Annotated in this window: 23 protein-coding genes and 1 riboswitch; all 23 genes read left to right on the forward strand. The window is 45.6% G+C overall.

Annotated features, from left to right (window positions below):
• The first annotated feature begins 213 nt into the window (after positions 1-213).
• Positions 214-309: riboswitch (purine riboswitch) on the forward strand.
• A gap of 156 nt (positions 310-465) precedes the next feature.
• Complete coding sequence (locus LI015_RS04350; RefSeq protein WP_227124218.1) at positions 466-1737, forward strand: amidohydrolase family protein; 1272 nt, start codon at positions 466-468, stop codon at positions 1735-1737.
• A 115-nt stretch (positions 1738-1852) separates the two neighbouring features.
• A complete protein-coding gene (locus LI015_RS04355; RefSeq protein WP_002569825.1) occupies positions 1853-3247 on the forward strand; it encodes an NCS2 family permease in 1395 nt (464 codons plus the stop codon).
• A gap of 73 nt (positions 3248-3320) precedes the next feature.
• A complete protein-coding gene (gene xdhA / locus LI015_RS04360) occupies positions 3321-5609 on the forward strand; it encodes a xanthine dehydrogenase subunit XdhA (protein WP_227124219.1) in 2289 nt (762 codons plus the stop codon).
• Positions 5610-5627: 18 nt separating this feature from the next.
• Positions 5628-6515, forward strand: a complete 888-nt coding sequence (gene xdhB / locus LI015_RS04365; protein WP_227124220.1) for a xanthine dehydrogenase subunit XdhB — start codon at positions 5628-5630, stop codon at positions 6513-6515.
• Entirely contained in the window at positions 6508-6993 is a 486-nt protein-coding gene (gene xdhC / locus LI015_RS04370; protein WP_002569822.1) for a xanthine dehydrogenase subunit XdhC, read from the forward strand. The genes xdhB and xdhC overlap by 8 nt, the downstream gene beginning before the upstream one ends.
• A gap of 406 nt (positions 6994-7399) precedes the next feature.
• Complete coding sequence (locus tag LI015_RS04375) at positions 7400-7855, forward strand: hypothetical protein (RefSeq protein ID WP_002572086.1); 456 nt, start codon at positions 7400-7402, stop codon at positions 7853-7855.
• Positions 7856-8027: 172 nt separating this feature from the next.
• Entirely contained in the window at positions 8028-8234 is a 207-nt protein-coding gene (locus LI015_RS04380) for a hypothetical protein (RefSeq protein WP_007037027.1), read from the forward strand.
• Between the two features lie 321 nt (positions 8235-8555).
• The gene (locus tag LI015_RS04385; RefSeq protein WP_002569819.1) at positions 8556-9014 is read left to right on the forward strand and encodes a hypothetical protein; all 459 of its coding nucleotides are present in this window, start codon (positions 8556-8558) and stop codon (positions 9012-9014) included.
• Entirely contained in the window at positions 9011-9721 is a 711-nt protein-coding gene (locus LI015_RS04390; RefSeq protein WP_119204885.1) for a CpsB/CapC family capsule biosynthesis tyrosine phosphatase, read from the forward strand. The genes LI015_RS04385 and LI015_RS04390 overlap by 4 nt, the downstream gene beginning before the upstream one ends.
• Positions 9722-9754: 33 nt before the next feature.
• Complete coding sequence (locus LI015_RS04395; protein WP_227124221.1) at positions 9755-10540, forward strand: YveK family protein; 786 nt, start codon at positions 9755-9757, stop codon at positions 10538-10540.
• Positions 10537-11268, forward strand: coding sequence for a CpsD/CapB family tyrosine-protein kinase (locus tag LI015_RS04400; protein ID WP_002569816.1), 732 nt, complete (start codon positions 10537-10539; stop codon positions 11266-11268). Before LI015_RS04395 ends, LI015_RS04400 begins: the two co-directional genes overlap by 4 nt.
• Positions 11265-12317, forward strand: coding sequence for an LCP family protein (locus LI015_RS04405; RefSeq protein ID WP_227124222.1), 1053 nt, complete (start codon positions 11265-11267; stop codon positions 12315-12317). The genes LI015_RS04400 and LI015_RS04405 overlap by 4 nt, the downstream gene beginning before the upstream one ends.
• A gap of 119 nt (positions 12318-12436) precedes the next feature.
• The gene (locus LI015_RS04410; RefSeq protein WP_119204914.1) at positions 12437-13144 is read left to right on the forward strand and encodes a hypothetical protein; all 708 of its coding nucleotides are present in this window, start codon (positions 12437-12439) and stop codon (positions 13142-13144) included.
• Between the two features lie 96 nt (positions 13145-13240).
• Entirely contained in the window at positions 13241-14671 is a 1431-nt protein-coding gene (locus tag LI015_RS04415; RefSeq protein WP_227124223.1) for a sugar transferase, read from the forward strand.
• Positions 14672-15311: 640 nt separating this feature from the next.
• On the forward strand, positions 15312-16376 hold the full coding sequence (locus tag LI015_RS04420) for an NAD-dependent epimerase/dehydratase family protein (RefSeq protein ID WP_119204883.1): 1065 nt from the start codon (positions 15312-15314) through the stop codon (positions 16374-16376).
• 51 nt (positions 16377-16427) lie between these two features.
• On the forward strand, positions 16428-17678 hold the full coding sequence (locus LI015_RS04425; RefSeq protein WP_227124224.1) for a nucleotide sugar dehydrogenase: 1251 nt from the start codon (positions 16428-16430) through the stop codon (positions 17676-17678).
• Positions 17679-17688: 10 nt separating this feature from the next.
• Positions 17689-18165, forward strand: coding sequence for a PssD/Cps14F family polysaccharide biosynthesis glycosyltransferase (gene pssD, locus LI015_RS04430; RefSeq protein ID WP_119204882.1), 477 nt, complete (start codon positions 17689-17691; stop codon positions 18163-18165).
• Between the two features lie 42 nt (positions 18166-18207).
• Positions 18208-18702 carry a glycosyltransferase gene (locus LI015_RS04435; RefSeq protein ID WP_119204881.1) on the forward strand — a complete coding sequence of 165 codons (495 nt, stop codon included), beginning with the start codon at positions 18208-18210 and terminating at the stop codon, positions 18700-18702.
• Positions 18703-18719: 17 nt separating this feature from the next.
• On the forward strand, positions 18720-19844 hold the full coding sequence (locus LI015_RS04440) for a glycosyltransferase family 1 protein (protein WP_227124225.1): 1125 nt from the start codon (positions 18720-18722) through the stop codon (positions 19842-19844).
• Between the two features lie 131 nt (positions 19845-19975).
• Positions 19976-22015, forward strand: a complete 2040-nt coding sequence (locus LI015_RS04445) for a glycosyltransferase family 32 protein (RefSeq protein WP_227124226.1) — start codon at positions 19976-19978, stop codon at positions 22013-22015.
• Between the two features lie 12 nt (positions 22016-22027).
• Positions 22028-22990, forward strand: coding sequence for a DUF6625 family protein (locus LI015_RS04450; protein ID WP_227124227.1), 963 nt, complete (start codon positions 22028-22030; stop codon positions 22988-22990).
• A 36-nt stretch (positions 22991-23026) separates the two neighbouring features.
• The gene (locus LI015_RS04455; protein WP_119204877.1) at positions 23027-24025 is read left to right on the forward strand and encodes a glycosyltransferase; all 999 of its coding nucleotides are present in this window, start codon (positions 23027-23029) and stop codon (positions 24023-24025) included.
• Between the two features lie 13 nt (positions 24026-24038).
• Positions 24039-25292 carry a hypothetical protein gene (locus tag LI015_RS04460; RefSeq protein ID WP_119204876.1) on the forward strand — a complete coding sequence of 418 codons (1254 nt, stop codon included), beginning with the start codon at positions 24039-24041 and terminating at the stop codon, positions 25290-25292.
• The last annotated feature ends 82 nt before the right edge of the window (positions 25293-25374 follow it).

Below are 25374 nucleotides of genomic sequence, written 5' to 3' on the forward strand. Positions count from 1 at the left end.
TGGGACAGCTCCTCCAGCTGGCGGATCTATATTAATCATATCGTTATATTTTTAGAAGAATATTGGTTTCGCACAAAGAAAAAGGAGGAATTTCATATATCTGCCAATTATTTTATACAAAATGTAGAAAATGCACAAAAAACACAAGATATATTGACATTGAGTTGTCTATTGTGATAGACTCAAGATGTCAGAAGATGACGCAATAGAATAGAAGTATAAGTATTCAAAACTTATATATGCTCAAGATAGGTTGAGCGTTTCTACCAACTACCGTAATAGTTGACTATAAGTTTTCACATCAGGTACTGCCCGGGGCGCCGGAGACAGGCTGATGTGAAGCCTTAGGAACAGCGGTGGTTTTTTTGTTTGCAAAAAAATGCAGATAGAAGCCCGGGCCCGCCGCTGTACGGGTGAATACAAGGGTGCGCCGGTCACCGGCGTATCACGGAAAAGGAGGAGCATATGGCAGAAAATTTTGTATTAAAGGGCAATATCTGCTACAGCCAGGATTCCCGCACACTGATTTGTGTGGAACAGGGATATCTGGTATGTGCAGACGGCGAATCAGCCGGCGTGTACAAAGAACTTCCGCAGATGTATGCAGGCTTTCCTCTGACGGATTATGGAGACAGGCTGATTGTGCCGGGTCTTACGGACCTTCATCTCCATGCCCCGCAGTATTCATTCAGAGGTCTGGGTATGGACCTTGAACTATTGGAATGGCTGAACACGCGGACGTTTCCAGAGGAGGCCAAGTACAGCGATATGGAGTATGCCGGGAAGGCGTATACCATATTTGCGGAAAACATGAAACACAGTGCAACCACAAGGGCTTGTATATTTGCAACCATGCACAGGGAGGCTACGGAGCTTCTCATGGATTTGATGGAGGAGACCGGACTTAAGACCATGGTAGGCAAGGTGAATATGGACCGGAACAGTCCGGATATCCTGGTGGAGGAGACAGAGGAATCCCTGAGGGAGACCAGACAATGGCTGGAGGACATAAAGGGACGGTACAGGAACACGGCTCCCATTCTCACGCCAAGGTTCATTCCCACCTGCTCCGACACCCTGATGGAAGAGCTCAAGAAGATTCAGATGGAGTATGATCTTCCGGTCCAGTCCCATCTGTCGGAAAACAAGGGAGAGATTGACTGGGTGAAGGAACTTTGCCCGTGGTCTGAGTTTTACGGCGATGCATACGACCATTTCGGCATGTTCGGCAGCGGCGTGAAAACCATCATGGCCCACTGTGTGTGGCCGCCGGAAGAGGAAATACAGAGAATGAGGGACAACGGCGTATACGTGGCCCATTGTCCCCAGTCCAACACCAACCTGTCCTCCGGCATTGCGCCCGTCAGGACCTATCTGGAACAGGGTATCCCCACAGGACTTGGCACGGATGTGGCCGGAGGCGCGGGAGAGTCCGTGTTCAGAGCCATGGCTGACGCCATCCAGGTGTCGAAGCTGCGCTGGAGACTGGTGGATGAGACATGCAAGCCCCTTACGGCAGAGGAGGCATTCTACCTGGGAACAAAGGGCGGCGGCGGATTCTTCGGAAAGGCCGGAAGCTTTGAGGAAGGATATGAGTTAGACGCGCTGGTGCTGAACGACGAGAGCCTTAAGCATCCTCAGTCTCTGAGCTTAAAGGAGCGGCTGGAGCGGTTCATTTACCTTTCGGATGAGCGCCATATTGACGCCAAGTATGTGGCGGGCAGAAAGATATTTTAACAGAAGATGTTTTAAATGAAAATTGAATAGATACATAAAAGGGCGGAAAGGGGTACCGTTCTTTAAAATAGAAACAGCGGAAAACTATAGGTATGAATTCAAGGAGGTATGAAGTATGGAGAACAAATCAAATCAGGGATTCCTGGAAAAAGTATTTCACCTGTCGGAAAACCACACAGATGTCAAAACAGAGGTAATTGCCGGTATCACCACGTTCATGACAATGGCCTACATCCTTGCAGTGAATCCGAACATCCTGAGCGCCACGGGAATGGACAGAGGTGCTGTCTTTACAGCCACTGCCCTTGCATCCCTGGTTGCCACCCTGCTGATGGCTGCATTTGCCAATTATCCTTTTGTGCTGGCGCCCGGCATGGGACTGAATGCTTACTTTGCATACACCGTAGTACTCCAGATGGGTTATACCTGGCAGATGGCTCTGGCAGCCGTATTTGTGGAAGGCCTTATCTTCATCGCACTGTCTCTTACCAATGTGCGTGAAGCTATTTTCAATGCCATTCCCATGAATCTGAAACACGCAGTATCCGCAGGTATCGGGCTTTTTATCGCCTTCATCGGTCTGCAGAACGCTAAAATCGTGGTGGAGAGCGCCACCCTTGTATCCGTATTTTCATTCAAAGGCTCTCTGGACGCAGGAACATTTAATTCTGTTGGAATCACTGTACTGCTGGCCCTTATCGGCGTACTTATTACCGGTATCCTGGTTGTTAAGAACATAAAGGGAAACATCCTCTGGGGTATTCTCATCACATGGATTTTAGGTATTATCTGCGAAGTGACAGGGCTGTACCAGCCAAATGCAGAGCTGGGAATGTTCAGCGTACTTCCTGATTTCTCCAGCGGTTTCGGTATCCAGAGCATGGCGCCCACCTTCTTTAAGATGGATTTCAGCGGCATCCTGTCCCTGAACTTTGTAACCATCATGTTCGCGTTCCTGTTTGTGGATATGTTCGATACACTGGGAACACTGATTGGCGTGGCATCCAAGGCCGACATGCTGGATAAGGACGGAAAGCTTCCTAAGATTAGAGGCGCCCTTCTGTCTGATGCCATCGGTACCTCCCTTGGCGCTGTATTCGGTACCTCCACCACAACCACATTCGTTGAGAGCGCTTCCGGTGTTGCGGAAGGCGGAAGAACCGGACTTACATCCGTAGTGGCAGCTATATTCTTTGGTCTGTCCCTGTTCCTGTCACCGATTTTCTTAGCCATCCCGTCCTTTGCAACGGCACCGGCTCTGATTATCGTAGGTTTCCTGATGATCAGCTCAATTTTGAAGATTGATTTCAACGACTTTACAGAGGCAATTCCAAGCTACATCGCCATCATCGCCATGCCTTTCATGTACAGCATTTCCGAAGGTATTGCAATGGGCGTTATCTCCTACGTGGTTATCAACGTTGCAACCGGCCATGCGAAGGAGAAGAAAATCAGCCTTCTGATGTATATATTGGCTATATTATTTGTACTTAAGTATGTATTAATTTAAAACGAGCAGCATATAATGCAGACGCCTGGAATACAGGCGTTTGCGCATTCAGGATAAGGAGGTAGAGCACACCATGGGAATTGGTAAAAACATGACCCGCGTTGACGCATTTGACAAAGTCACAGGCAGTGCCAGGTATACAGCCGATTTAGAGCCACAGGGTCTTCTGGTGGCAAAGGTAATACGCAGCACCATCGCCAACGGCGTGGTAAAAAGCTTTGATTTGGAAGAAGCACGGAAGGTGCCGGGGGTAGTGAAGATTGTTACGTGCTTCGATGTGCCGGACATCCAGTTCCCCACACCCGGCCATCCATGGTCCGTGGAAACGGCCCATCAGGATATTGCGGACAGGAAACTTCTCAATACCAGGGTGCGGGTCTATGGAGACGATATTGCAGCCGTGATAGCGGAGGACGATATAGCGGCAGCCAGGGCAGCCAGGCTTGTGAAGGTGGAGTATGAGGAGTATGCTCCCCTGCTGACCATGGAGGACGCCATGGCAGAGGGCGCATCCCGACTTCACGATGAAAAACCGGGAAATGTCATTGCCCATTCTTCTTTTGTGGTGGGCGAAGGGACTTACGGGGAAGCAGTGAAGGAGGAGGGACTGGTGGAGATAGAAAAGGACTACCGGACCCAGAGCGTGCAGCACTGCCACATAGAAACGCCCATCTCCTTTGCCTATATGGAAAAGGGAAGAATCATCGTCACCACATCCACACAGATCCCCCATATTGTGCGCCGTGTCATCAGCCAGGCGCTGGGACTGCCCATGGGCCGAATCCGTGTGATAAAGCCCTACATCGGCGGCGGATTCGGCAACAAGCAGGATGTACTCTATGAGCCCTTAAATGCTTTCCTTACCACCCAGGTGGGAGGAAGAGGGGTAAGGATGGAGATATCCAGGGAAGAAACTCTGGGATGTACCAGGGTGCGCCATGCCATCGAGTTCAAGGTAAAGGCAGCGGCCAGGAAGGACGGCACGCTGGTTGCCAGGAAGCTGGAGGCATATTCCAACCAGGGCGGATACGCGTCCCATGCCCATGCCATCGTAGCCAACTCCTCCAATGAGTTCAAGCAGATTTACAAGGATGAGAAGGTGCTGGAGTCCGATGCCTGGACTGTGTACACCAATCTGGCCACGGGCGGCGCCATGAGGGGATACGGAATTCCCCAGGCAGCGTTTGCCGCGGAATGCATGGCAGACGACCTGGCCCTGGCCCTTCACATGGACCCGTTGGAATTCAGGAAAAAGAACTGCATGAGGCCGGGATACGTTGACCCCCACACTCATGTGAAATGCAATACATACGGCCTGGCGGAATGTATGGAAAAGGGCCGGGAATTCATCCGCTGGGATGAGAAACGCAGGGAATATGAAAACCAGACAGGACCCGTGCGAAAGGGAATCGGTATGGCTATCTTCTGCTATAAGACAGGCGTATATCCCATATCCCTGGAAACAGCGTCCTGCCGCATGATACTGAACCAGGACGGCTCCATGCAGCTGCAGATGGGGGCAACGGAAATCGGCCAGGGCGCCGACACCGTGTTTACCCAGATGGCGGCAGAGGTGACCGGAATCACGGAAGATAAGGTAAATGTGCTGTCCACCCAGGATACGGACGTAAGCCCCTTTGATACCGGCGCATATGCTTCCAGGCAGACCTATGTCAGCGGTATGGCAGTGAAGAAAACCGGCGCTATATTTAAGGAAAAGATACTGGATTACGCTGCTTATATGCTGGAGAAGCCCCAGGATACCCTGGATGTGAGGGATAACCACATTGTGGATAAGGAGACCGGAACGCAGCTGCTGCCCATGGAGGAGCTGGCCACCACGGCATTTTACAGCCTGGACCGCTCCGTACATATCACGGCAGAGGCCACCAGCCATTGCAAGACCAATACATTTGCCACGGGTGCCTGCTTTGCGGAGGTGGAGGTGGATATGCCTTTGGGCAAGGTGAAGGTGACCAATATCGTCAATGTACATGACAGCGGGAAACTGATTAACCCCAAGCTGGCTGCTGCCCAGGTACACGGCGGCATGAGCATGGGACTGGGCTACGGACTCAGCGAGGAGCTGCTCTTTGACGCAAAAGGGAGACCGTTAAACGACAATTTGCTGGATTATAAGCTGCCAACAGCCATGGATACTCCGGACTTAAACGCACTCTTTGTGGAGTTGGATGATCCCACAGGTCCCTTTGGAAATAAGGCGCTTGGGGAGCCGCCGGCGATTCCGGTTGCCCCGGCTGTGCGCAACGCAGTGCTTAACGCCACAGGCGTTGCAGTGGACAGTCTGCCCATGGATCCACAGAAGATGGTGAAGCATTTCAAGGAAGCAGGATTAATATAGAAAGGGCGGTGAAACAGCATGTATGATATCGGAAAATTTTATCAGGCAGCAGATGTGCAAGATGCGGTGCGCGCCCTAGTGGAAGACCCTGAGGCAGTGGTCATCTCCGGAGGCAGCGATGTGCTGATTAAAATCAGGGAGGGAAAGCTGGCCGGCTGCTCCCTGGTTAGCATTCACGGGATTAAGGAGCTGGAGGGCATAAGAATGGAGGAGGACGGAACCATTGTCATAGGTCCGGCCACCACATTTTCCCATATTACCAATAATGACATCATTCAGAAGCATATTCCCATGCTGGGAGATGCGGTGGACATGGCAGGCGGTCCCCAGCTGCGCAACATCGGAACCATAGGCGGCAATGTGTGCAACGGCGTGACCAGCGCGGACAGCGCCAGCAGCCTGTGCTGCCTGGCCGCGGACCTGGTCCTTAAGGGGCCTGACGGCGTCAGGGAGGTGCCTATCAGCCAGTGGTACACCGGGCCGGGAAGGACTGTGAGGAATCACGATGAAGTGCTGACGGCTATCCGGATAAAGAAAGAGAACTACCAGGGCTACGGCGGTCAATATATCAAATACGGCAAGAGAAATGCCATGGAGATCGCCACCCTGGGGTGTGCTGTAAGCGTGAAGCTGACAGAGGATAAGAAACACATACAGGACCTTCGCCTGGCATACGGGGTGGCTGCGCCCACTCCGATCCGCTGCCATACGACGGAAGAGGCTGTAAAGGGAATGGAAACAGGGGAGGCCCTGGCCCAGGCTGTGGGAAAAGGCGCTCTGGAGGAAGTAAATCCGCGTTCCAGCTGGAGGGCTTCCAGGGAGTTCAGGCTGCAGCTGGTGGAGGAGCTGGGAAGGCGTGCCGTAAAGCAGGCCGTAATCAACGCAGGAGGTGAGTGGGATGCTTAACATAGTGCATATGACTGTTAATGGAAAAGAAGTGGAGTTGGCAGTGGACCCAAGAGAATCCCTTCTGGAGACATTGCGGAACCGCCTGGGACTGACCAGTGTGAAAAAGGGCTGTGAAGTAGGGGAGTGCGGCGCCTGCACAGTGCTGGTGGACGGAGAGGCCATAGACAGCTGCATCTACCTGACCATGTGGGCGGAAGGCCGCAGCATCATGACAGTGGAAGGGTTAAAAGGGCCAAACGGCGAGCTGAGCACCATCCAGAAGGCATTTATAGAGGAAGCGGCAGTTCAGTGCGGTTTCTGTACGCCGGGACTGATCATGACAGCGGTGGAGATCGTAGGTACCGGAAAGCGGTATAACCGCGATGAGCTGCGCAAGCTGATATCCGGCCACCTGTGCAGATGCACAGGGTATGAAAACATTCTCAACGCCATGGAGCGTATTGTGGAGGAGACGTACAAGGTGGTGGGAAAATAAAAGAGGTATGCAGGTGCGGTAAAGGCGGCAGCCCTGAGGAAGCTGCGGCTGACACCTGGGTATACAGGATTTTAGGATAAGAAACGAAGGACCATAGTGAAAAAGAAGGGCGCCGCGGAATGGAAGCGGAGCCTTTCTTTTTTAACCACTTATTTTTAACACAGGTGGTTACTAACATTGCGGAGGCAGATTAAAATCACAAATATAATAAACCAGTTGAAAAAATACATATTTTAGGTAAAATATGGAGGGGCATTATTTGTATTTTCATGGATATACAACTGGTCTTACAATGACATTTATGTTAACATATAAATAGGACCTGACGGCTGAGGAGGATACAAATAGGAGCACACAAAGAGAAGCAGATTCTCTTTGAATACGGGATGATAGGTGAGCATGAATCATGTTTGATATAACATCGGATAAGGTATATGTAAAAACCTTTGGTGGTTTTGATTTGTATTATCAAGGTGAGCTGATATACTTTTCCAGCAGCAAAGCCAAAGAACTTCTCGCAATACTTGTGGACTGGAGCGGAAAGGAAGTAACATTATCTCACCTGGCTGAGATTTTAAATGAAGGAGAACGGGACGAAACCGCAGCCAAACAGGCTGTCCATTTAGCGTGGCACAGACTGAAGCAGACATTGAAGAAATATGGGATTGAGAAGATTGTGGTGAAGGGCAGAGGAACCTATGCCATTAATAAGGAGGCTGTGGTCTGCGACAGCTACGATATGGTCCGCCAGGTTCAGGGGGCTTCTAACTTTTTCGTCGGGGAGTATATGCCGGAGTATAGCTGGGCGGAGGTTACTTTGTCGAATTTGATAAGGGATTATTTTGAGGAGGGGGAGTCGTAGAATTATATAGTACATATGCTTAACTGTGTGAAGCGTTCTCATATGAACGCTTCCTTTTTTTGTAAAAAATCACCATAACCCCCCAGATTGGCAGGCTTTAGGATCAATGATATGATAGTTCAACACAGACAGTTAAGACTGACTGCAAAAATATTAGGGGGAAGATAAATAAATGGAGAAGATGTTGATGCAGGAATACATTGAGGATTATGCCAAATTTCTATGTTTGGAAGAAAATGAAGGAACTCTGTTTTATTTTTTATCGAATAGAGATAGACATATTGCAGTTGGGAGAGATCCCGGAGTATTCCAGGATAAAAACAGCCTGGATATATACCAACAAACGGAAAAGAACATAATAAAATACTATCTAAATTAGGACTTGTCTATAGGGAAATCACATAATCAGAATTATGTGATGTTTGACCTTCTTACTGTAAATCCAATTTTAAACAAATTCAAGCTTCTTTACGGCAGCGGCTGCAAACACATAATTTTGATTATGTGTTTAAATAGGTTATTTTTGTGATTTATACCCATTTTAAGTGGATAAATTATATTTAAAATTTCCATAATACTACAAAAGTTGCCAAAAAGTGCCTTCTGAAACGGTTTTGTAACGATATTGAAAGCAATTGAGTGGTATATCCTTACAAAGAATGGTGGCATGCGGCCTGGAATAACGGGAGAAATAACGCTAATGGCAGATACGGAAAATGTAAATATATTTATAAAGACATTCGACGGATTCGATGTCTATGTGAATGGCAAAATGTTGTATTTTCCCAGCAGCAAGGCAAAAGAAATGCTTGCTATCATGGTTGAAAAGCGTGGAAGCAGCGTATCCTTATCCCAGATGACGTATCTGCTGTATGAAAATATAGAAGAACGTACAGCAAAAAATAATTTAAGGGTTGTATACTATCGTCTTCGCATGAACTTAATGGAACATGGGATTGAACAGATACTGATTAAAAAGAGAGGAAGCTATGCCGTTGATACGGAACTGTTTATTTGTGATTTCTACGAATTTATCAAGGGTAATTCGGATTACATAACTCTTTTTTCAGGGAGTTATATGCCTGAATATGCATGGGCAGAGGATATGCTTCCTTACCTTCGAAATCTATATCGAAAATATAACGGGGGACTCATATGACTGGAATTATTGACATTCATGCCCATATTCTTCCTGGAATTGACGATGGTTCCAGGGATTGGGATGAGAGCAGGAGAATGCTGGAAGAGTCTTACCGCCAGGGAATCAGATACATTATTGCGACCCCGCATTATTCAAGACGCGGCCTGAACCCTGACATATACGATTTGTCAGAAAAGCTGAAAGAAGAAGCACGGAGGATTGCACCTGATTTTTGGACTGGGCTGGGACAGGAGACATATTATCACGATGGATTGGTTGAGAATCTTAGGGATGGAAAAGCCCTTACCCTGGAAGGAAGCCAGTATGTACTGGTGGAATTTGACCCTCAGGTACCTTACATGAAGATGTACCAGGCTGTCAGGAAGCTGACGATGGCCAGATATATTCCAATCATAGCACATGTAGAACGTTATGCATGTCTGAGAGAAGATACCAATATGTCTGAACTATTCCAGTGCGACTGCAGGCTGCAGATGAATTTCAGCAGCCTGAAGGGAAACAGCATATTGGATAAAGAGGTTCGATGGTGCCGAAAACAGATTATGCAGGGCAGGATTTATTGTCTGGGAACTGACATGCACCGAATGGATTACAGAAAACCGGAAATTGATGAGAGTTTCCAATGGCTGGTTAATCATTTGGATGGTCTTAAATTGCATGGACTGTTGCGGGGAAATGCAAAGAATGTGATACGGAAAAGATAATATAAAAAAGTAAAACAGGAGAACAGAAGACACATGGAAAAGACTTATGATGACGACGAAATTGAAATCGACCTTTTGGAACTGCTGGGGGAGTTTCGGCGGAAGATATGGATTATATTGGGCACCATTATACTGTTTGGCGGTGCAGCAGGTGCATTCAGTGCATTTGTACTAACTCCTCAGTATAAATCCACTGCAATGGTTTATATTCTTTCAAAAGAAACCACATTGACATCATTGGCAGATTTGCAGATAGGAAGCCAGCTGACAAAGGACTATAAAATCATTGTGACAAGCAGAAGAGTCCTCAATCAGGTAATTGAAGATATGGAATTGAACCTTACATATAAAGAGTTAGTGGAAAAGGTAACCATTGATAATCCTCAGGACACGCGTATTCTCTCCATCTCCGTGGAGGACCCGGACCCCGCCATGGCAAAATTGATTGCAGACAAGATAGCTGTTACTTCTTCTGACTATATTGGCGACATCATGGAAATGGTACCGCCTAAACTGATTGAGGAAGGTGAGGTTCCGATTCTTAAATCTAGTCCGAGCAATACAAAGAACGCATTAATAGGCGGTTTTATAGGGGCAGTATTGGTATGCGGTTTCATTACAGTGAATGTAATTCTGAACGATACAATCCGCACCGAGGAAGATGTTACAAAGTACCTTGGATTGTCTGTCCTTGCATCGGTGCCAGAACGTGAGGGAGAGAAACCAGAAGATAAAGAGGCAATGATTTCCTCTAAACCAAAGAACAAACCAGCAGTAGGAAAATCCAGAAAGAAGAAAAGAGGAGGCCATGCGTCATGAGTCAATTTGTTACATTAAACAGGATAATGAAGGATGACTATCATTATAACGAAGCCATCAAGACGTTGAGGACCAATATACAATTCTGTGGAAACGGCATTAAGACAATCATGCTGACCAGTTCTCTTCCCGATGAGGGAAAAAGTGACATAACATTTGCCATGGCCTCATCCCTTGCCCAGATTGGAAAACGGGTAGTGATGATAGACGCGGATATTCGTAAATCAGTTCTGGTTTCACGTTACCAGCTGGAACATGAGGTGCCAGGATTGTCACAATATTTAAGCGGACAAAGGCCGCTTGAGCATGTCCTCTATGATACGAATATAGAAAATCTCAGCATCATATTTGCAGGACCTTATTCGCCGAATCCGGCGGAGCTTTTGGAGGAAAGCCTGTTCAGCGACATGATTTCAAAATTAAAGGAAAAGTATGATTATGTCATCATTGATACGCCACCCATGGCAAACCTGATAGATGGAGCTATTGTGGCCCGTCAATGTGATGGGGCGGTGATGGTGATTGAAAGCGGTTCAATAAGCTATCGGCTGGAGCAGCGGGTAAAGGGACAGCTGGAAAAAAGCGGGTGCCGTATTTTGGGGGTAGTTCTCAATAAGGTAAGCATGGAACGAAATGGCTACTATAGTAAGTACTATGGAAAATACGGGAAATACTCTAAATATGGTCATTATGGAAAATATGACAGATACGAGAAGGCAGAGGCATGAGTTGGATCCGAAACCATAAGAATTTGGTGTACCGGATAGCTGTGGGAGCTGCAGCACTTTCACTTACCTGTTTCATTTGGACTGGTGTTCAACTGTATCGGGGCAGGAAGGTCCTGGAGGCAGAGATTGCAGCCAGGAATCATGGGAAACAGTATGAGGTACAGGAAGACAGCATGTGCAGTTTTAGCGGAGATGTTGTGAAATATAAGGGAAAGCAGTACAGACGCAACAGCTATGTCAAGGCTATTTTGTGTATAGGGGTGGACCGGTCAGGAAATATGACGGAGAAGACCACCACCGGATTTGGGGGACAGGCAGACGGTTTATTTTTAATTGCCCAGGATACGGTCCGGAACACGGTGAAAATACTGATGATACCCCGGGACACCATGACGGATATCATGCTCACTGATTTAAGTGGAAATGAGTTGGGAAAAGACCTGCAGCATTTGAATCTGGCATATGCGTATGGGGATGGGCGGGAGAGAAGCTGTGAGTATATGGCGGAAGCAGTATCTGAGCTTTTTGGAGGATTGAAAATAGAGTGGTACATGGCAGCTGACACAAGTGCCATCCCCGTGTTGAATGATGAGGTCGGTGGGGTTAGCGTAACCATTGGAACAGATGGAATGGAATCCAGGGACCCTGCGTTGGTGAAGGGGAAAACTGTAACCCTGAAAGGAAAACAGGCGGAGATATTCGTCCGTTACAGGGATATTCGTGTTGACCACTCGGCAATATACCGTATGGACCAGCAGCAGCAATACATAAAAGTTTTTTTTGAGGCAGTCCAAAAGCATTCGGCTAAGGACAGCGGGCTTGTGGTCAGGTTATTTGACCGGGTTCAGGAATACATGGTTACTAATATGGCCAAGGACCAGTATCTAAAAGTAGCTATGGACGTAGTAGGAAGCGGGAAACTGAGTGATGAAGATTTCTACACAGTGCCTGGTGAAGGCGTGGTGACTCCCAGATATGATGAATTTTATGCTGACAAAGAGGCATTGACGCCTATACTGCTGGAGCTGTTTTATAGGGAGATAGAATAGGACGGCAGGACAGAGAACCGCCATACCCGCGGTGCAGTAAAATACTGCAATATCCAGCATGGTATTATGCTGTTTATTGAATATAACTACTCTTAGGAGAGAAAGGAGAGGTGAAGGATATGAAAAAGAAATGCATAGCAGCTTTAGTGCTGGCAGCAGCTCTGGCATCTCAGCCTGCATGGGCTTTTGCAGCAGGCAGTGCTTCCAGCAGCGGCAGTGATGGTAGCGGTTCCATTAGCTCATCCAGCAGCAGTAGCAACAAAGGCACTACAAGCTCTAAGTCCAACACCACAGTATCTGTATCATCTACTGGTGTCAAGACTACAGGCGCCACAACCAGTGCAAGCCCAACGGGCAGTACGATTGGCGTTGCAGTAGACACAGTAACGACTACAGGACAGCAGGTAACAACCAATTCCAAAGGAGAGGCTGTTATCGGCGACACCGCTGTTGCATTTGCAGACAGCATTGCAGCAACAACAGGACTTCCTTCTAATGTGGTATCAGCTATCAACGATATCAATGCAGGGAAGCCTCTGAATGAAGCTGTACAGGGGGTTGACCTGACAGGTTATAATGCCTTGACAGGAACACACGCAATCATCACAAAAGATGCGGCTACCGGCGCGGTTAAGACTGGTGCGGTAGAGGTATCCCTGTATGTGCCTAACCTGGTTTCAAACGTAAACAACGTACAGGTATTGTTCTATGACAATGCTACTGGCCAGTGGCAGCTGATTCCGGCTGTTAAGGTGGATCCGGTAACAAAAACAGTAGCTGTCAATGTTCCTGGGTCTGGTACATTATCCGTAGTGTATAAGAACTAGCGGCATTGAGTAAATGCTGGCCGGGGGCAGTAAATGGCTGAGGCCGGGCCCCCGGTTTTACAGAAGTGCTGTGGAGAAAAGAGTGGTGGGAGAGAGATGTATCGAAAAGCAGATAAAGGCTGGCTGAAGCATTGTGACTTTACCTTAATAGATTCAATATGCCTTCAGGCCGCATATATTGCTGCATACTTTATACGACAGGGGAGCCGTTGGCCTTATGCCAGCCAGTTGTACCGAAATATGGCATTTGTATTTCTGTTCATACAAATTTTTGTGACCTTTTTTGGCGAGAGCTTTAAAAATGTGTTAAAAAGGGGGAAATTTAAGGAGCTTACAGAAACTATAAAACACGTATGCCAGGTTATTCTAATTGCGGCTTTTTATCTGTTTGCGACCCAAAAAGGGGAGGAGTATTCCAGGATAACCTTAGTGACAACAGGCATTTTATATGTTGTTATTAGTTACATAGCCAGAATTTATTGGAAGAAATATTTATTGACAAGAGGTTTGGAAGGAAAAGGCAAGCGTTCTTTACTTATTCTTACATCCAAGGGAATGGTGGAAGAGGTGGTACAGAATATACTAAATAAAAATTACGAACGTTTCCACATCATAGGTGTATCTCTGATGGATGCGGATTGGGCTGGCAAAACTATAAATGGAGTAACCATAGTGACAGACCAAAATGGGATTGCAGAGTATGTGTGCCGCGAATGGGTGGATGAAGTGTTTATAAATCTGCCAAAGGATATGCCTTTGCCACAGGAGCTTATGGATGATTTCATTGATATGGGAGTCACAGTACATTTGAAGTTGATAGAGATGGGAAGGCTAAAGGGACAGATACAGCATGTGGAACGTTTGGGAAGTTATACGGTTCTTACCAGCTGCATTAATATGGCGTCATGGAGACAGGCATTTATTAAGCGGGCCATGGATATTGTAGGTGGGATATTAGGTTGCATATTGACAGGAATAATGTTCTTGTTTGTGGCGCCCTGTATCTGTGTTCAGTCACCGGGACCGATTTTTTTTTCACAGGTGCGCATTGGAAAGAATGGTAAGAGATTCAAATTATATAAGTTCCGCAGTATGTACATGGATGCGGAAGAACGGAAAAAGGAATTAATGAATCAGAACCGTGTAAAAGACGGGATGATGTTTAAAATAGAGAATGACCCCAGGATTATAGGCGGAAAAAGAGGAATTGGAAATTTTATCAGGAATTATTCAATTGATGAATTTCCACAGTTCTGGAATGTGTTAAAGGGAGACATGAGCCTGGTTGGCACCAGGCCGCCTACTGTGGATGAGTGGGAGAAATATGATTTGCACCATAGGGTCAGATTGAGTGTAAAGCCTGGAATTACAGGTATGTGGCAGGTTAGTGGAAGAAGTGAGATTACGGATTTTGAAGAGGTCGTGAAGCTGGATAAAAAGTATATAACTGAGTGGAGGATGGGGTTGGATGTTAAGATTCTGTTTCAGACTGTGCGGGTTGTGCTGGGGAGAGACGGGGCGATGTAGGGATAGTGATGGAAACAAACGTAATAAGCTACTTTTGTGGTGAGAATGGAGAGCTATATTAATTGAAAAATATCTGGCTGAGGATGCATCTGGAATAAGAACTTTAGATCTGGTGGCCACATTGGATGCAGAAGTCGCATATTCAGATATAAATTTTGTGGTTATTGCTACACCAACGAATGGCTGGGCTAAATTTTTAGTGGCTTTGGAAAACGGTATGATGACCGGAAAGTACATGAATATGGGTTGAAAAAGATGGTTTTGTGTAAAAGCGGTTTAATAGAGATTTCTTCATTATAAAGCGAAAGTTATGTCACAAAGATGCATGTAGAAATATTGTCCACACCACTGAAAGACTGATAAATTAAGAATTTTTAAGAATTGTTCGTTACAGGATGACAAGTTTGCTCAAATGATGTTAGTCGCATAGAAATCGCCATTTTTCGATTATTATGTACAAAGAGTGTCTATCCAAATGGAATTATTGAGGTTAATAGAAGCAAATAAAGTATTAAAATAGACTGAATAAATTACTTGGCAGAAAGGACACTGTGGAAATCATAAAGATGTTATGTATACTGGAATGATTATCCGCAGTGAATTCGATCATAGAGAAAAAGAAACAAAGGGGAACCACGAGATGAGTTATGTGGATTTGAAAAGCAAAACTATTTTGGTTACAGGTGCTGCAGGTTTTATAGGATCTAACCTGGTAAAGCGTCTTTATGAAGATGTGGAGGATGTGACAGTCATCGGCATCGATAACATGAATGACTATTACGATGTGCGATTGAAGGAAGCAAGACTTTCTGATCTGTCAGCGCATCTTTCCTTTATTCTTGTTAAAGGCAGTATTGCGGATAAAAAGCTGGTTAACAAGATATTCGAACAGTACAGACCACAGGTTGTTGTAAATCTTGCTGCCCAGGCAGGTGTTCGCTACTCCATTATTAATCCGGACGCTTATATCGAGTCCAACTTAATTGGTTTCTATAACATCCTGGAAGCCTGCAGGCATTCTTATGATAAAGGTCATACTCCTGTAGAACATCTGGTCTATGCGTCCAGTTCATCTGTCTATGGTTCTAATAAGAAAGTTCCCTACTCCACGGATGATAAGGTGGACAACCCGGTTTCCCTTTATGCTGCTACGAAGAAATCAAACGAACTGATGGCTCACGCTTATGCGAAGCTGTATAACATTCCATCAACTGGACTTCGGTTCTTTACAGTGTACGGCCCGGCTGGTCGGCCAGATATGGCATATTTTGGCTTCACGGATAAACTGAGGGCAGGAAAAACGATCCAGATATTCAACTATGGTAACTGCAAGAGAGATTTTACATATATCGACGATATTGTGACCGGTGTGGAAATGGTGATGGCCAAAGCACCTGACAGAGCCACAGGTGAAGATGAATTACCGGTGCCGCCGTATGCCCTTTATAACATTGGCAATAACCATCCAGAAAACTTGCTGGATTTCGTACAAATACTAAGCGAGGAATTGGTAAGGGCAGGTGTGCTGCCAGAGGATTATGACTTCGATGCTCACAAAGAACTGGTACCGATGCAGCCTGGTGATGTCCCAGTAACTTATGCTGATACATTAGCATTGGAACGTGATTTTGGCTTTAAGCCGAGTACGGCTCTGAGAACCGGATTAGGACGATTCGCTGAATGGTACAAGGGGTTCTATATGTAAGACCTGTAAATGAGCTAGTAGAGATACAAGAACTGGGAGGAGAAAACGATTATGAGAAAGTTTAAAGATTCGAAGATTGCGGTTGCCGGAACCGGTTATGTGGGTCTTTCAATTGCCACACTGCTGTCACAATATCATCAAGTGATGGCCGTGGACATCATCCCCGAGAAGGTCGAACTGATTAATAATAGGAAGTCTCCAATTCAGGATGACTACATTGAAAAATATCTTGTTGAGAAAGATCTTAATCTGACAGCTACCTTGGACGCGAAAGAGGCTTATACAGATGCAGATTTTGTGGTTATTGCCGCACCTACGAACTATGACAGCAAGAAAAATTTCTTTGATACTTCTGCAGTTGAGAATGTGATTGGACTGGTTATGGAGTATGCTCCAGACGCAATCATGGTTATCAAATCTACCATTCCGGTTGGATATACAAAGAGCATTCGTGAGAAAACTGGTAGTAAGAGTATTCTTTTCAGCCCTGAATTTTTGAGAGAGTCAAAGGCTTTGTATGACAATTTATATCCCAGCCGCATCATAGTGGGTACCGATTTAGAAGATGGTCGTTTAGTTGAGGCGGCACATATTTTTGCTGAGCTTCTGCAAGAAGGTGCCATCAAGGAAAATATCGATACATTGTTTATGGGCTTTACAGAAGCCGAGGCTGTGAAACTGTTTGCTAATACCTATCTCGCACTTCGAGTAGCGTACTTCAACGAGTTGGATACCTACGCGGAAATGAAGGGACTTAATACTCAGCAGATCATCAAAGGCGTATGTCTGGATCCGCGTGTTGGAGATTTTTACAACAATCCTAGCTTTGGTTATGGCGGTTACTGTCTCCCCAAGGATACAAAGCAGTTGCTGGCAAATTATCAGGATGTTCCAGAGAACCTGATTGAAGCAATCGTGGAGAGCAACAGAACAAGAAAGGACTTCATCGCAGACCGTTTACTGGAGATTGCTGGTGCATATGGAGCAAATGATAGCTGGGATGAGAGCCGTGAGAAAGAAGTTATCGTTGGAGTGTATCGGCTGACTATGAAGAGTAACAGTGATAACTTCCGTCAGAGCAGCATCCAGGGCGTTATAAAGCGGATCAAAGCAAAAGGAGCTACGGTAATTATTTACGAACCGACTTTGAAAGATGGGGATACTTTCTTCGGAAGTAAGATCGTAAATAATTTGGATAAGTTCAAGAGACAGAGCCAGGCAATCATTGCTAACCGGTATGACAAGTGCTTGGATGATGTGAAAGAGAAAGTGTATACGAGAGATATTTTTAGACGCGATTAATGGAGACGATATGGATAGGAGAACTAAACATAAGCATGATAAACCAAGGCTTTGCCTTGTGTCTTCATCAGGCGGACATTGGGAACAGCTGCAGAAATTGCAGCCATTAATTGATAAGTACGATGGATTTATGATTACTGAAAAAACGCAGTTCCAGGAAAATGCGAAGTACCTTATGATGCAAACAGACCTGAAGGATAAATTTATGCCATTTAAGATGGCTATAAACAGCATTAGATCTCTTGTAATATGGATCAAAGAACGTCCGGATTTTGTGATTACCACAGGAACTATGGTCGCTTATCCGTTTTATCTACTAGCTGTGTTGTTCCGCAAAAAATTTATTTATATAGAGACGTTTGGCAGGGCAAATATGCCCACTGTTGCAGGAAAGAAAATGGAGAAACACTCTGACTTATTTATTGTGCAATGGGAATCTCAAAAGAAGTATTACAAGAAAGCTATTTATGGAGGATGCCTGTATTAAAGATTATACGGGAACCTATGGTTGTGGAGGATACATGAACGAATGATATTTGTAACTGTTGGATCAAGAAAATATCCCTTTGATCGATTATTTAAAAAATTAGATGAGTTGTACGAGGATGGGACTATAGGTGAACAAATGTTTGCTCAGACAGGGACATCTATATATCAACCGAAACATTATAAATTCAAGAATTTTATTTCGCCTGATGATTTCATGGAGAAAATTAATGAGGCGGATATTGTTGTATCGCATGGTGCATCTGGTTCCATTATGAAAGCTCTTAATGCAGGCAAAAAGGTAATTGCAGTAACACGGCTTGAAAAGTATGGAGAACATATTAATGACCATCAGATACAAAATAACGAAGCGTTCAGCAGCAATGGATATGTACTGATGGCCGATTTAGAGCTTAGTGATCTCGGAGAATGTTTTAAGAGAATACATGACGGAACCGATGGAATGCGGCCGTGGGAAAATAAAGATCCTCTGGCTATAGTGAATTTGATAGATAAATTTATTCAGGAGAATTGGTAGCATAAGGAAAGCTGGTAATGATGAAGAAAAAGCCTATTCGAATACTGCATGTCGTGCAGCGGATGGAAGCCGCCGGACTGCAGTCATTTATCATGAATATATACAGAACGATCGACAGGTCACAGATGCAGTTCGACTTCCTAACGCATTACAAAGAGCGCCAGTTCTATGACGATGAAATCGAGCGGCTGGGAGGAAGGATTTACCGTCTCTCTGTGAGGGAGGATAAGAATCCTGTCAAGTACTTAAAGGAACTCAAGAAATTCTTCCGTGAGCATCAAGAATACGAGATCGTACATGGCCATATGGATAGCCTTGGCCTCTTCTATCTGGAAGCCGCAAAGTTGTCCGGGATAGATAATAGGATTGCTCATGCACATACCGTGATCATCGGCGGGGATTTAAAAAAACGGTTACGGAATCTCCTCAACAAGGGATACAAGGTCAACGCTACATGCCTTCTGGCATGCTCCGAGGATGCCGGTATGTACATGTTCGGAGATTCTGATTTCAAGGTGATACATAACCCGATAGACGTTCAGCGTTTCGCTTATAACGAGACAGTGAGAAATATAGTCCGCGCTGAGTTGGGAGTGCAGGATAAGATTGTCATCGGTCATGTGGGCAGGTTCTCATACTCCAAAAACCACGAATTCCTCCTACAGATATTTCAGCAGATAACTAAGATTGAAGACAGGGCTGTTCTGGTTCTCGTAGGACAGGGGGAACTGGAGACAGAAATTCACCATCAGGCCAAGGAATTAGGTATAGAAGACAGGTTTTTTTATCTAGGTGTAAGAGCTGATGTGGAGAGACTTTACCAGGCATTTGACAGCTTTGTGTTCCCTTCTAGATTTGAAGGATTGGGAATCGTAGCAATCGAGGCACAAGCGGCCGGACTTCCGACCGTATGCTCAGACAGCGTTCCACAGTTTGCGAACGCTACGGACTTGTTTACAACAATGCCTTTGTCAGCGTCCAGCAAGGAATGGGCGGAGACGGTCATGGACAGGATAAATATAGGCAGCAGAAAGGGAAGGTCACAGGAACTTATGGATGCAGGATATGACGTTAACAAGGTTTCCGTAGAATTGATTGAATTGTATGGAAATATGATTGGTGGGGGGAGGGGGGGGGGGTAAATGTTTTTCTTCTCCTCATACCGTTCATTGGGAGCCCGGCTAGCGGGTGCTTATCTACTGAACAAAACAGTTTAAGTGACAGAGCAGCAGCTTAATCGGGCGGCATGACGGAAGGATGTGAGGTGAAGGAAATGGGATTTACTGAGATTGAAAAAGCAGGGAAGCAGATCTTTGAGCAGTTTCCAGTCATAAAGAGAACCGCTAAGCGTGTCTACCAGCTGGCGAATGTGGCTACATCAGGAGAGGCGTTCAAAGTGGAAGGCGCTGTGACAAGAGTATCACCGGATGATGGTTATGAGTACTTCTACGGCTATTATGACAAATCTCCTTGGGATGCCACAGACCGTTATATGATCGCCCTTAAGATGAAGCAGACTTATAAGTCTGTGGCACCGAAGGAAGTGGGGGCAGTCTGTTTAATAGACACCAAGAAGGACAATAAGATCTACAAGATCGGTGTGACACATTCCTGGAATGTACAGCAGGGATGTATGGCGCAGTGGATGGGACCTGATTTCAAAAGCCGGGTTATCTACAACGATTTTCGCGATGGGAAGTACTGTAGCGTTATCTATAGCCTCAAGGAGAAGCAGGAAGTTAAGGTGTTTCCGCTGCCTGTATACGATGTGAGTCGTGACGGAACATACGCTTTAAGTCTTGATTTCAACCGTCTTCACCGTATGCGTCCCGGCTACGGTTATAGCAACCTTCCTGATGCCTCAAAAGGAGTCCTTTGCCCGGAAGAAACTTGCATTTGGAAGATGAATATTGAAAACGGGGAAGTAGAAGACCTGTTCAAGTACACAGACTTCGCTGCCTTCGGGCACGATGCATCCATGGATGGGGCCGAGCACAAAGTCAATCATCTTATGATCAGTCCGAACGGGAAGCGTTTCATGGTTCTCCACCGCTGGTTCCAGAAGGGAAGGAAGCACACGAGGCTTGTTACGGTAAATCTCGACAAAACTGAGATGTACAACCTTAGTGATGATGTCTTCGTGTCGCACTGCTACTGGAAGAATGACAAAGAGATACTGTCCTTCCTTCGGAAGAAGGAGACTGGTGACCACTATTACTTGATGAGAGATAAGACGCAGGAGTATAAGCTCTATTGGCCTGAACTCAACACCGATGGCCACTGCAGTTATTCTCCTGATAGGAGGTACATTATTACGGATACATATCCAAACAGAAAGCGTATCGCGTCAGTTTATCTTTGTACAGAAGAGGAGAATACGTCAAGAAAGATAGCGAGAGTATTCTCGCCCTTCCGTTACGATAATGACTGCCGCTGCGATCTGCATCCGCGTTGGAGCCGTTCCGGGGACAAGATTTGCATAGATTCAGTTCATGAAGGGAAGAGAGGGGTGTATGTGATTCCTGTGCCGGTATATTCAAAACCGGCTCCTTTAAAACTATCTCAGGATGAGAAAATTCCAAGGATCCTCCACAGTGTGTGGATGGGCGGCGGACCGAAGAGCGATGTTGTAAAAAAGAGCATGCAGAGTTGGAAAACTTACTGTTCTGACTACCAGGTGATGGAGTGGTCTGAGGACAACGTAGATTTGGAAAATACCTGCGAATATGTGAAGCAGGCGTATGAAAAAAAGAAATGGGCATTCGTATCTGATTATGTTCGACTTAAAGCTCTCTACGAATACGGAGGCATTTACATGGACACAGATATGGAAGTGCTCAGGAATATCGATGAATTTCTTACATACGATGGATTTGTATGCGCTGAGAGCCATCATACGGTCTGCACGGCGATCATAGCTGCAAAGCCGCATGCCGAGTGGGTGAAGGAACTTCTTGATGAATATCAGCATATATCCTTTGTGAAGGAAGACAACTCTCTGGATACTTTGCCGAATACTAAGCGGTTGCAGAGATACCTTGAGAAAAAGTATTCCTATCATTGGGCGGATACAGTTCAGGAGCTTGAAGAAGGTTTCATGATCTTCCCTCAGAAATATTTTTCTCCACTTAATTGTTTTACAGGCGTTTTGAATTTAACAGATAACACTTATACATTCCACCATTATGACAATACTTGGAAGAGCAGCAAGGATAAGCTGAAGAAGAAAGTTATGCAGGTGGTAACCAAAGTGATTGGAGAAGACACCAGGTATAAACTGGTGGAATTAAAATCCGGTTCTGGAAAGGAATGATGGAGGATGCCTATGAAGAAATTGCTTATCGTCCTCTGGTTTGGAAAATTTCCAAACTACTTTGAACTTTATCTTGATTCCTGCTCCCATAACAGAAGCTGGAATTGGATGATTTTTACTGATCAGGATGTAGACGAATATAGCGTTCCGGAAAACGTAGAAATCGTCAGGACGAGGTTTTCAGAAATCAAGGCGAGGATATGTAAGTGCCTGAAAGTTAACTTGTCAAATAAAGCAGGACCCTATAAGCTGTGCGACTTCAGGCCCTTTTATGGTTATATTTTCAGTCACGAGATAAATGGCGTTGGGGGTGAGGGGTATGAATATTGGGGACATTGTGACATCGATGTGATCTGGGGAAACCTCAGCAAGTTCTATCCTGACGAGATTATCAGGCAGTATGACAGGTTTCTGATCTGGGGACATCTCACTATGTACAGGAACACGCCTGACAATAATGAGATGTTCAGGAGACTAGATTTTAAAAATGTCAACTACAAAATCATTGTAAACAGTAAGTATAACTGGGCGATCGATGAATACAGCAAATATTCCCTGCTCAGGATCCAAGAGAAGCTGGACTGCTACCAGATATACAGGGACAGAGATGCGATCGCCGACATTGCTCCTTATGACGGCTATCAGATTTGTGACGGCGCGGGATACATTGCTCCGTCAGTCATGAGCCCATTGGATTATGTGAGGGTCGAGCCGGGAGCAATATATATAAAACGGAGCAAAGACGAAGCTGAAGAAGAAAAAGCATATGCCCATTTCCAGAAGCGGGATTTTGACATTCTTCCGCTGAATGATGACGGTCAGTATTATGTGTTATCCAACACGATCTGTACCGACAAGGACTACAAAGGAAGAGTAACCATAAAGAAAAGCAATCGCAAGTGGGAGATAAAGCGGGCGCAATGCGGGAAGATACTTGAGATCATATTTTCAAGGTACCGGAAGAACAGACGATAAAGATATTAAAGACAGAACAGATAGGAAAAGATATACATGGCCGATGCACACAAAGCGGAATATAAGATCACGGTCCTAATGACCGTATATAACGAGCCGGTCGAATTCGTGGAGAAAGCGATCAGTTCCATCCTGACGCAGAAATTTAAGGATTTTGAATACATCATAATTCTGGACAAACACGACAACTATGAGATGCGTTCATATCTGGAAGGAACGGCAAAGGAGGATGGCAGGATCCGGTTCTATGTAAATGAGCAGAACATGGGACTGGCCAGAAGCCTGGACAAAGGAATAGATCTGGCGAAAGGTATGTATATAGCACGTATGGATGCGGACGACATCTCAAAACCAGATAGGTTAGAGAAGGAAATTCATTTTATAGAAGAGACTGGAGCAGATATGGTCTGCTGCTTGGTCGATAAGATCGATGAAAAAGGCGAGAGATGGGACGAGATCAAGCCTTTTCCTGATTCGGCTGAATTCATAGGGAAGATGTTGCCTGTTCAGAATATTGTTGTACATCCCACCGTGATGATGAACACGGAAAGAGTCAAGGTTCTTGGCGGATATCGCCCGTTTGCATCCTGCCAGGATTATGATCTGTGGCTCAGGATGCTGACCAACGGATATCAGATAAAAATTTTAAATGAAAACCTGCTTAATTTCCGCAGGCATAAAAACAGTATTACAGCCAGTAAGAGATATGTCCAGCTTTTGAATGAGGTTTACATTAGGCAGTTATATAAGGAACGTGTCAGCACGGGGAAAGACACCTTCTCGGAAGAAGCTCTGGTCTGCTTCATGAAATCCCATCACGCCGATAGCAAAGCCGTGAATGAAAAAGAGAATAGCAAGTCCGCTTTATATAGGGAAGGTGTTGAGGATCTTAAACGCAGGAAGCTGGCGAGTGGAGGAGTAAAAATATTGAGGTCGATTAGTTCTTACACTGTGAGGGAGAGCATCAAGGTGACCGTTAATGCAAGAAAAGTAAAGAAACAATTCATTCAAAGATTAAGAAAAAGGGAACTATAAGGAGCACAAAATAGTGGGAATCAAAGGAGCTTTAAAAAATATATTCGGAGAGGCCAAGCTTTCAGCAATAAAGGGTATGGTCTGTCACTGCGGATGTAAGGCGGGAATGCTGGTAAAGCGTTCTCCAGCTTTAAAGATAGTGGGAAATGTGAAGATCAAGCATGTTCTGGAGGCGGACGGATACCACGTTTACAGAGGTTATTACGATCTGAACTATCTGAACAGCGGAAGGTTCTTATGCCACAGGCTTCCAGTGGGGGCAACGGATAACAGGGGTACAAAGTGTGATATAGGATATTACGATCTGGAAGCGATGAAATTCCATAAGGTGGCTGACACGAATGCATGGTGCTGGCAGCAGGGGAGCAGGCTCAGATGGCATCCTATCGAGAAGAACCGCATCCTTTTTAACTCCATTGAGGGTGACCATTACTGTGCAAAGATTTGTGACACTGATGGAAATCAGATCAGGATTATCGACCGGCCACTGTATGATGTTACACCGGATTTTAAATATGGCATCAGCCTGAATTATTCAAGACTTCAGAGGATGCGTCCGGGATACGGGTACAACTATTTTGAGGATGAAACAAAGGATGTCTATGCACCGGAGAATGACGGGCTCTTCCTTGTTGATTTGGAAAGGAATGAGAGCCATCTGATCTATTCGCTAAAGGAGCTGGCCACAGTAATAGACCCGGCGGGGAAGTGCATCCATTACTTAAATCATGTGAGTATAGCTCCCAACGGAAAACATTTAATCTTCTTCCACATTTTTGTCGATCCGAATGTGAAGGGATGGAAAACGATCCTGTATGTCTCTGATATCCAGGGGCAGGAGCTGAAGGCTCTTGAAAAGACAGATAAAGTCTCCCATTACTGCTGGATGGATGATGAGTCCCTTATGGTTACCTGTGTGAAGGCATCGGGTGAGACATATTACTGCACTTATAGCATCAAGGACGGTGAAAAGAAAAGCGTTGATATAGAAGGACTGAATACGGACGGACACCCGGGACGGATTTATGGGACGGATGTCTGCATCACGGACACATATCCGCTTGGCAAGAGCCGCCAGAAGCTGATGAGCTTTGCTCTGGATGATGAGAAGACGACAACGTTGGCTTTTGTTTACCACGATTACAGGCTGCGCGGAGAAAAACGGTGCGACCTGCATCCCAGTACCGCGGATGGAGAACGTCTGGTATCCGTGGATACTACTTATCAGAAGAAGAGACGGTCGATCGTGATATTTGAGCGGAATTGAGAAGAGTCTGAGGTTGAGATGACACTGATACATGATTTGGATGAGATCGATACAAAGCTGAGGTGAAACCGGGATAAAGCCG

The organism is Enterocloster sp. 210928-DFI.2.20 (assembly GCF_020554465.1).
Classification (GTDB): domain Bacteria; phylum Bacillota; class Clostridia; order Lachnospirales; family Lachnospiraceae; genus Enterocloster; species Enterocloster bolteae.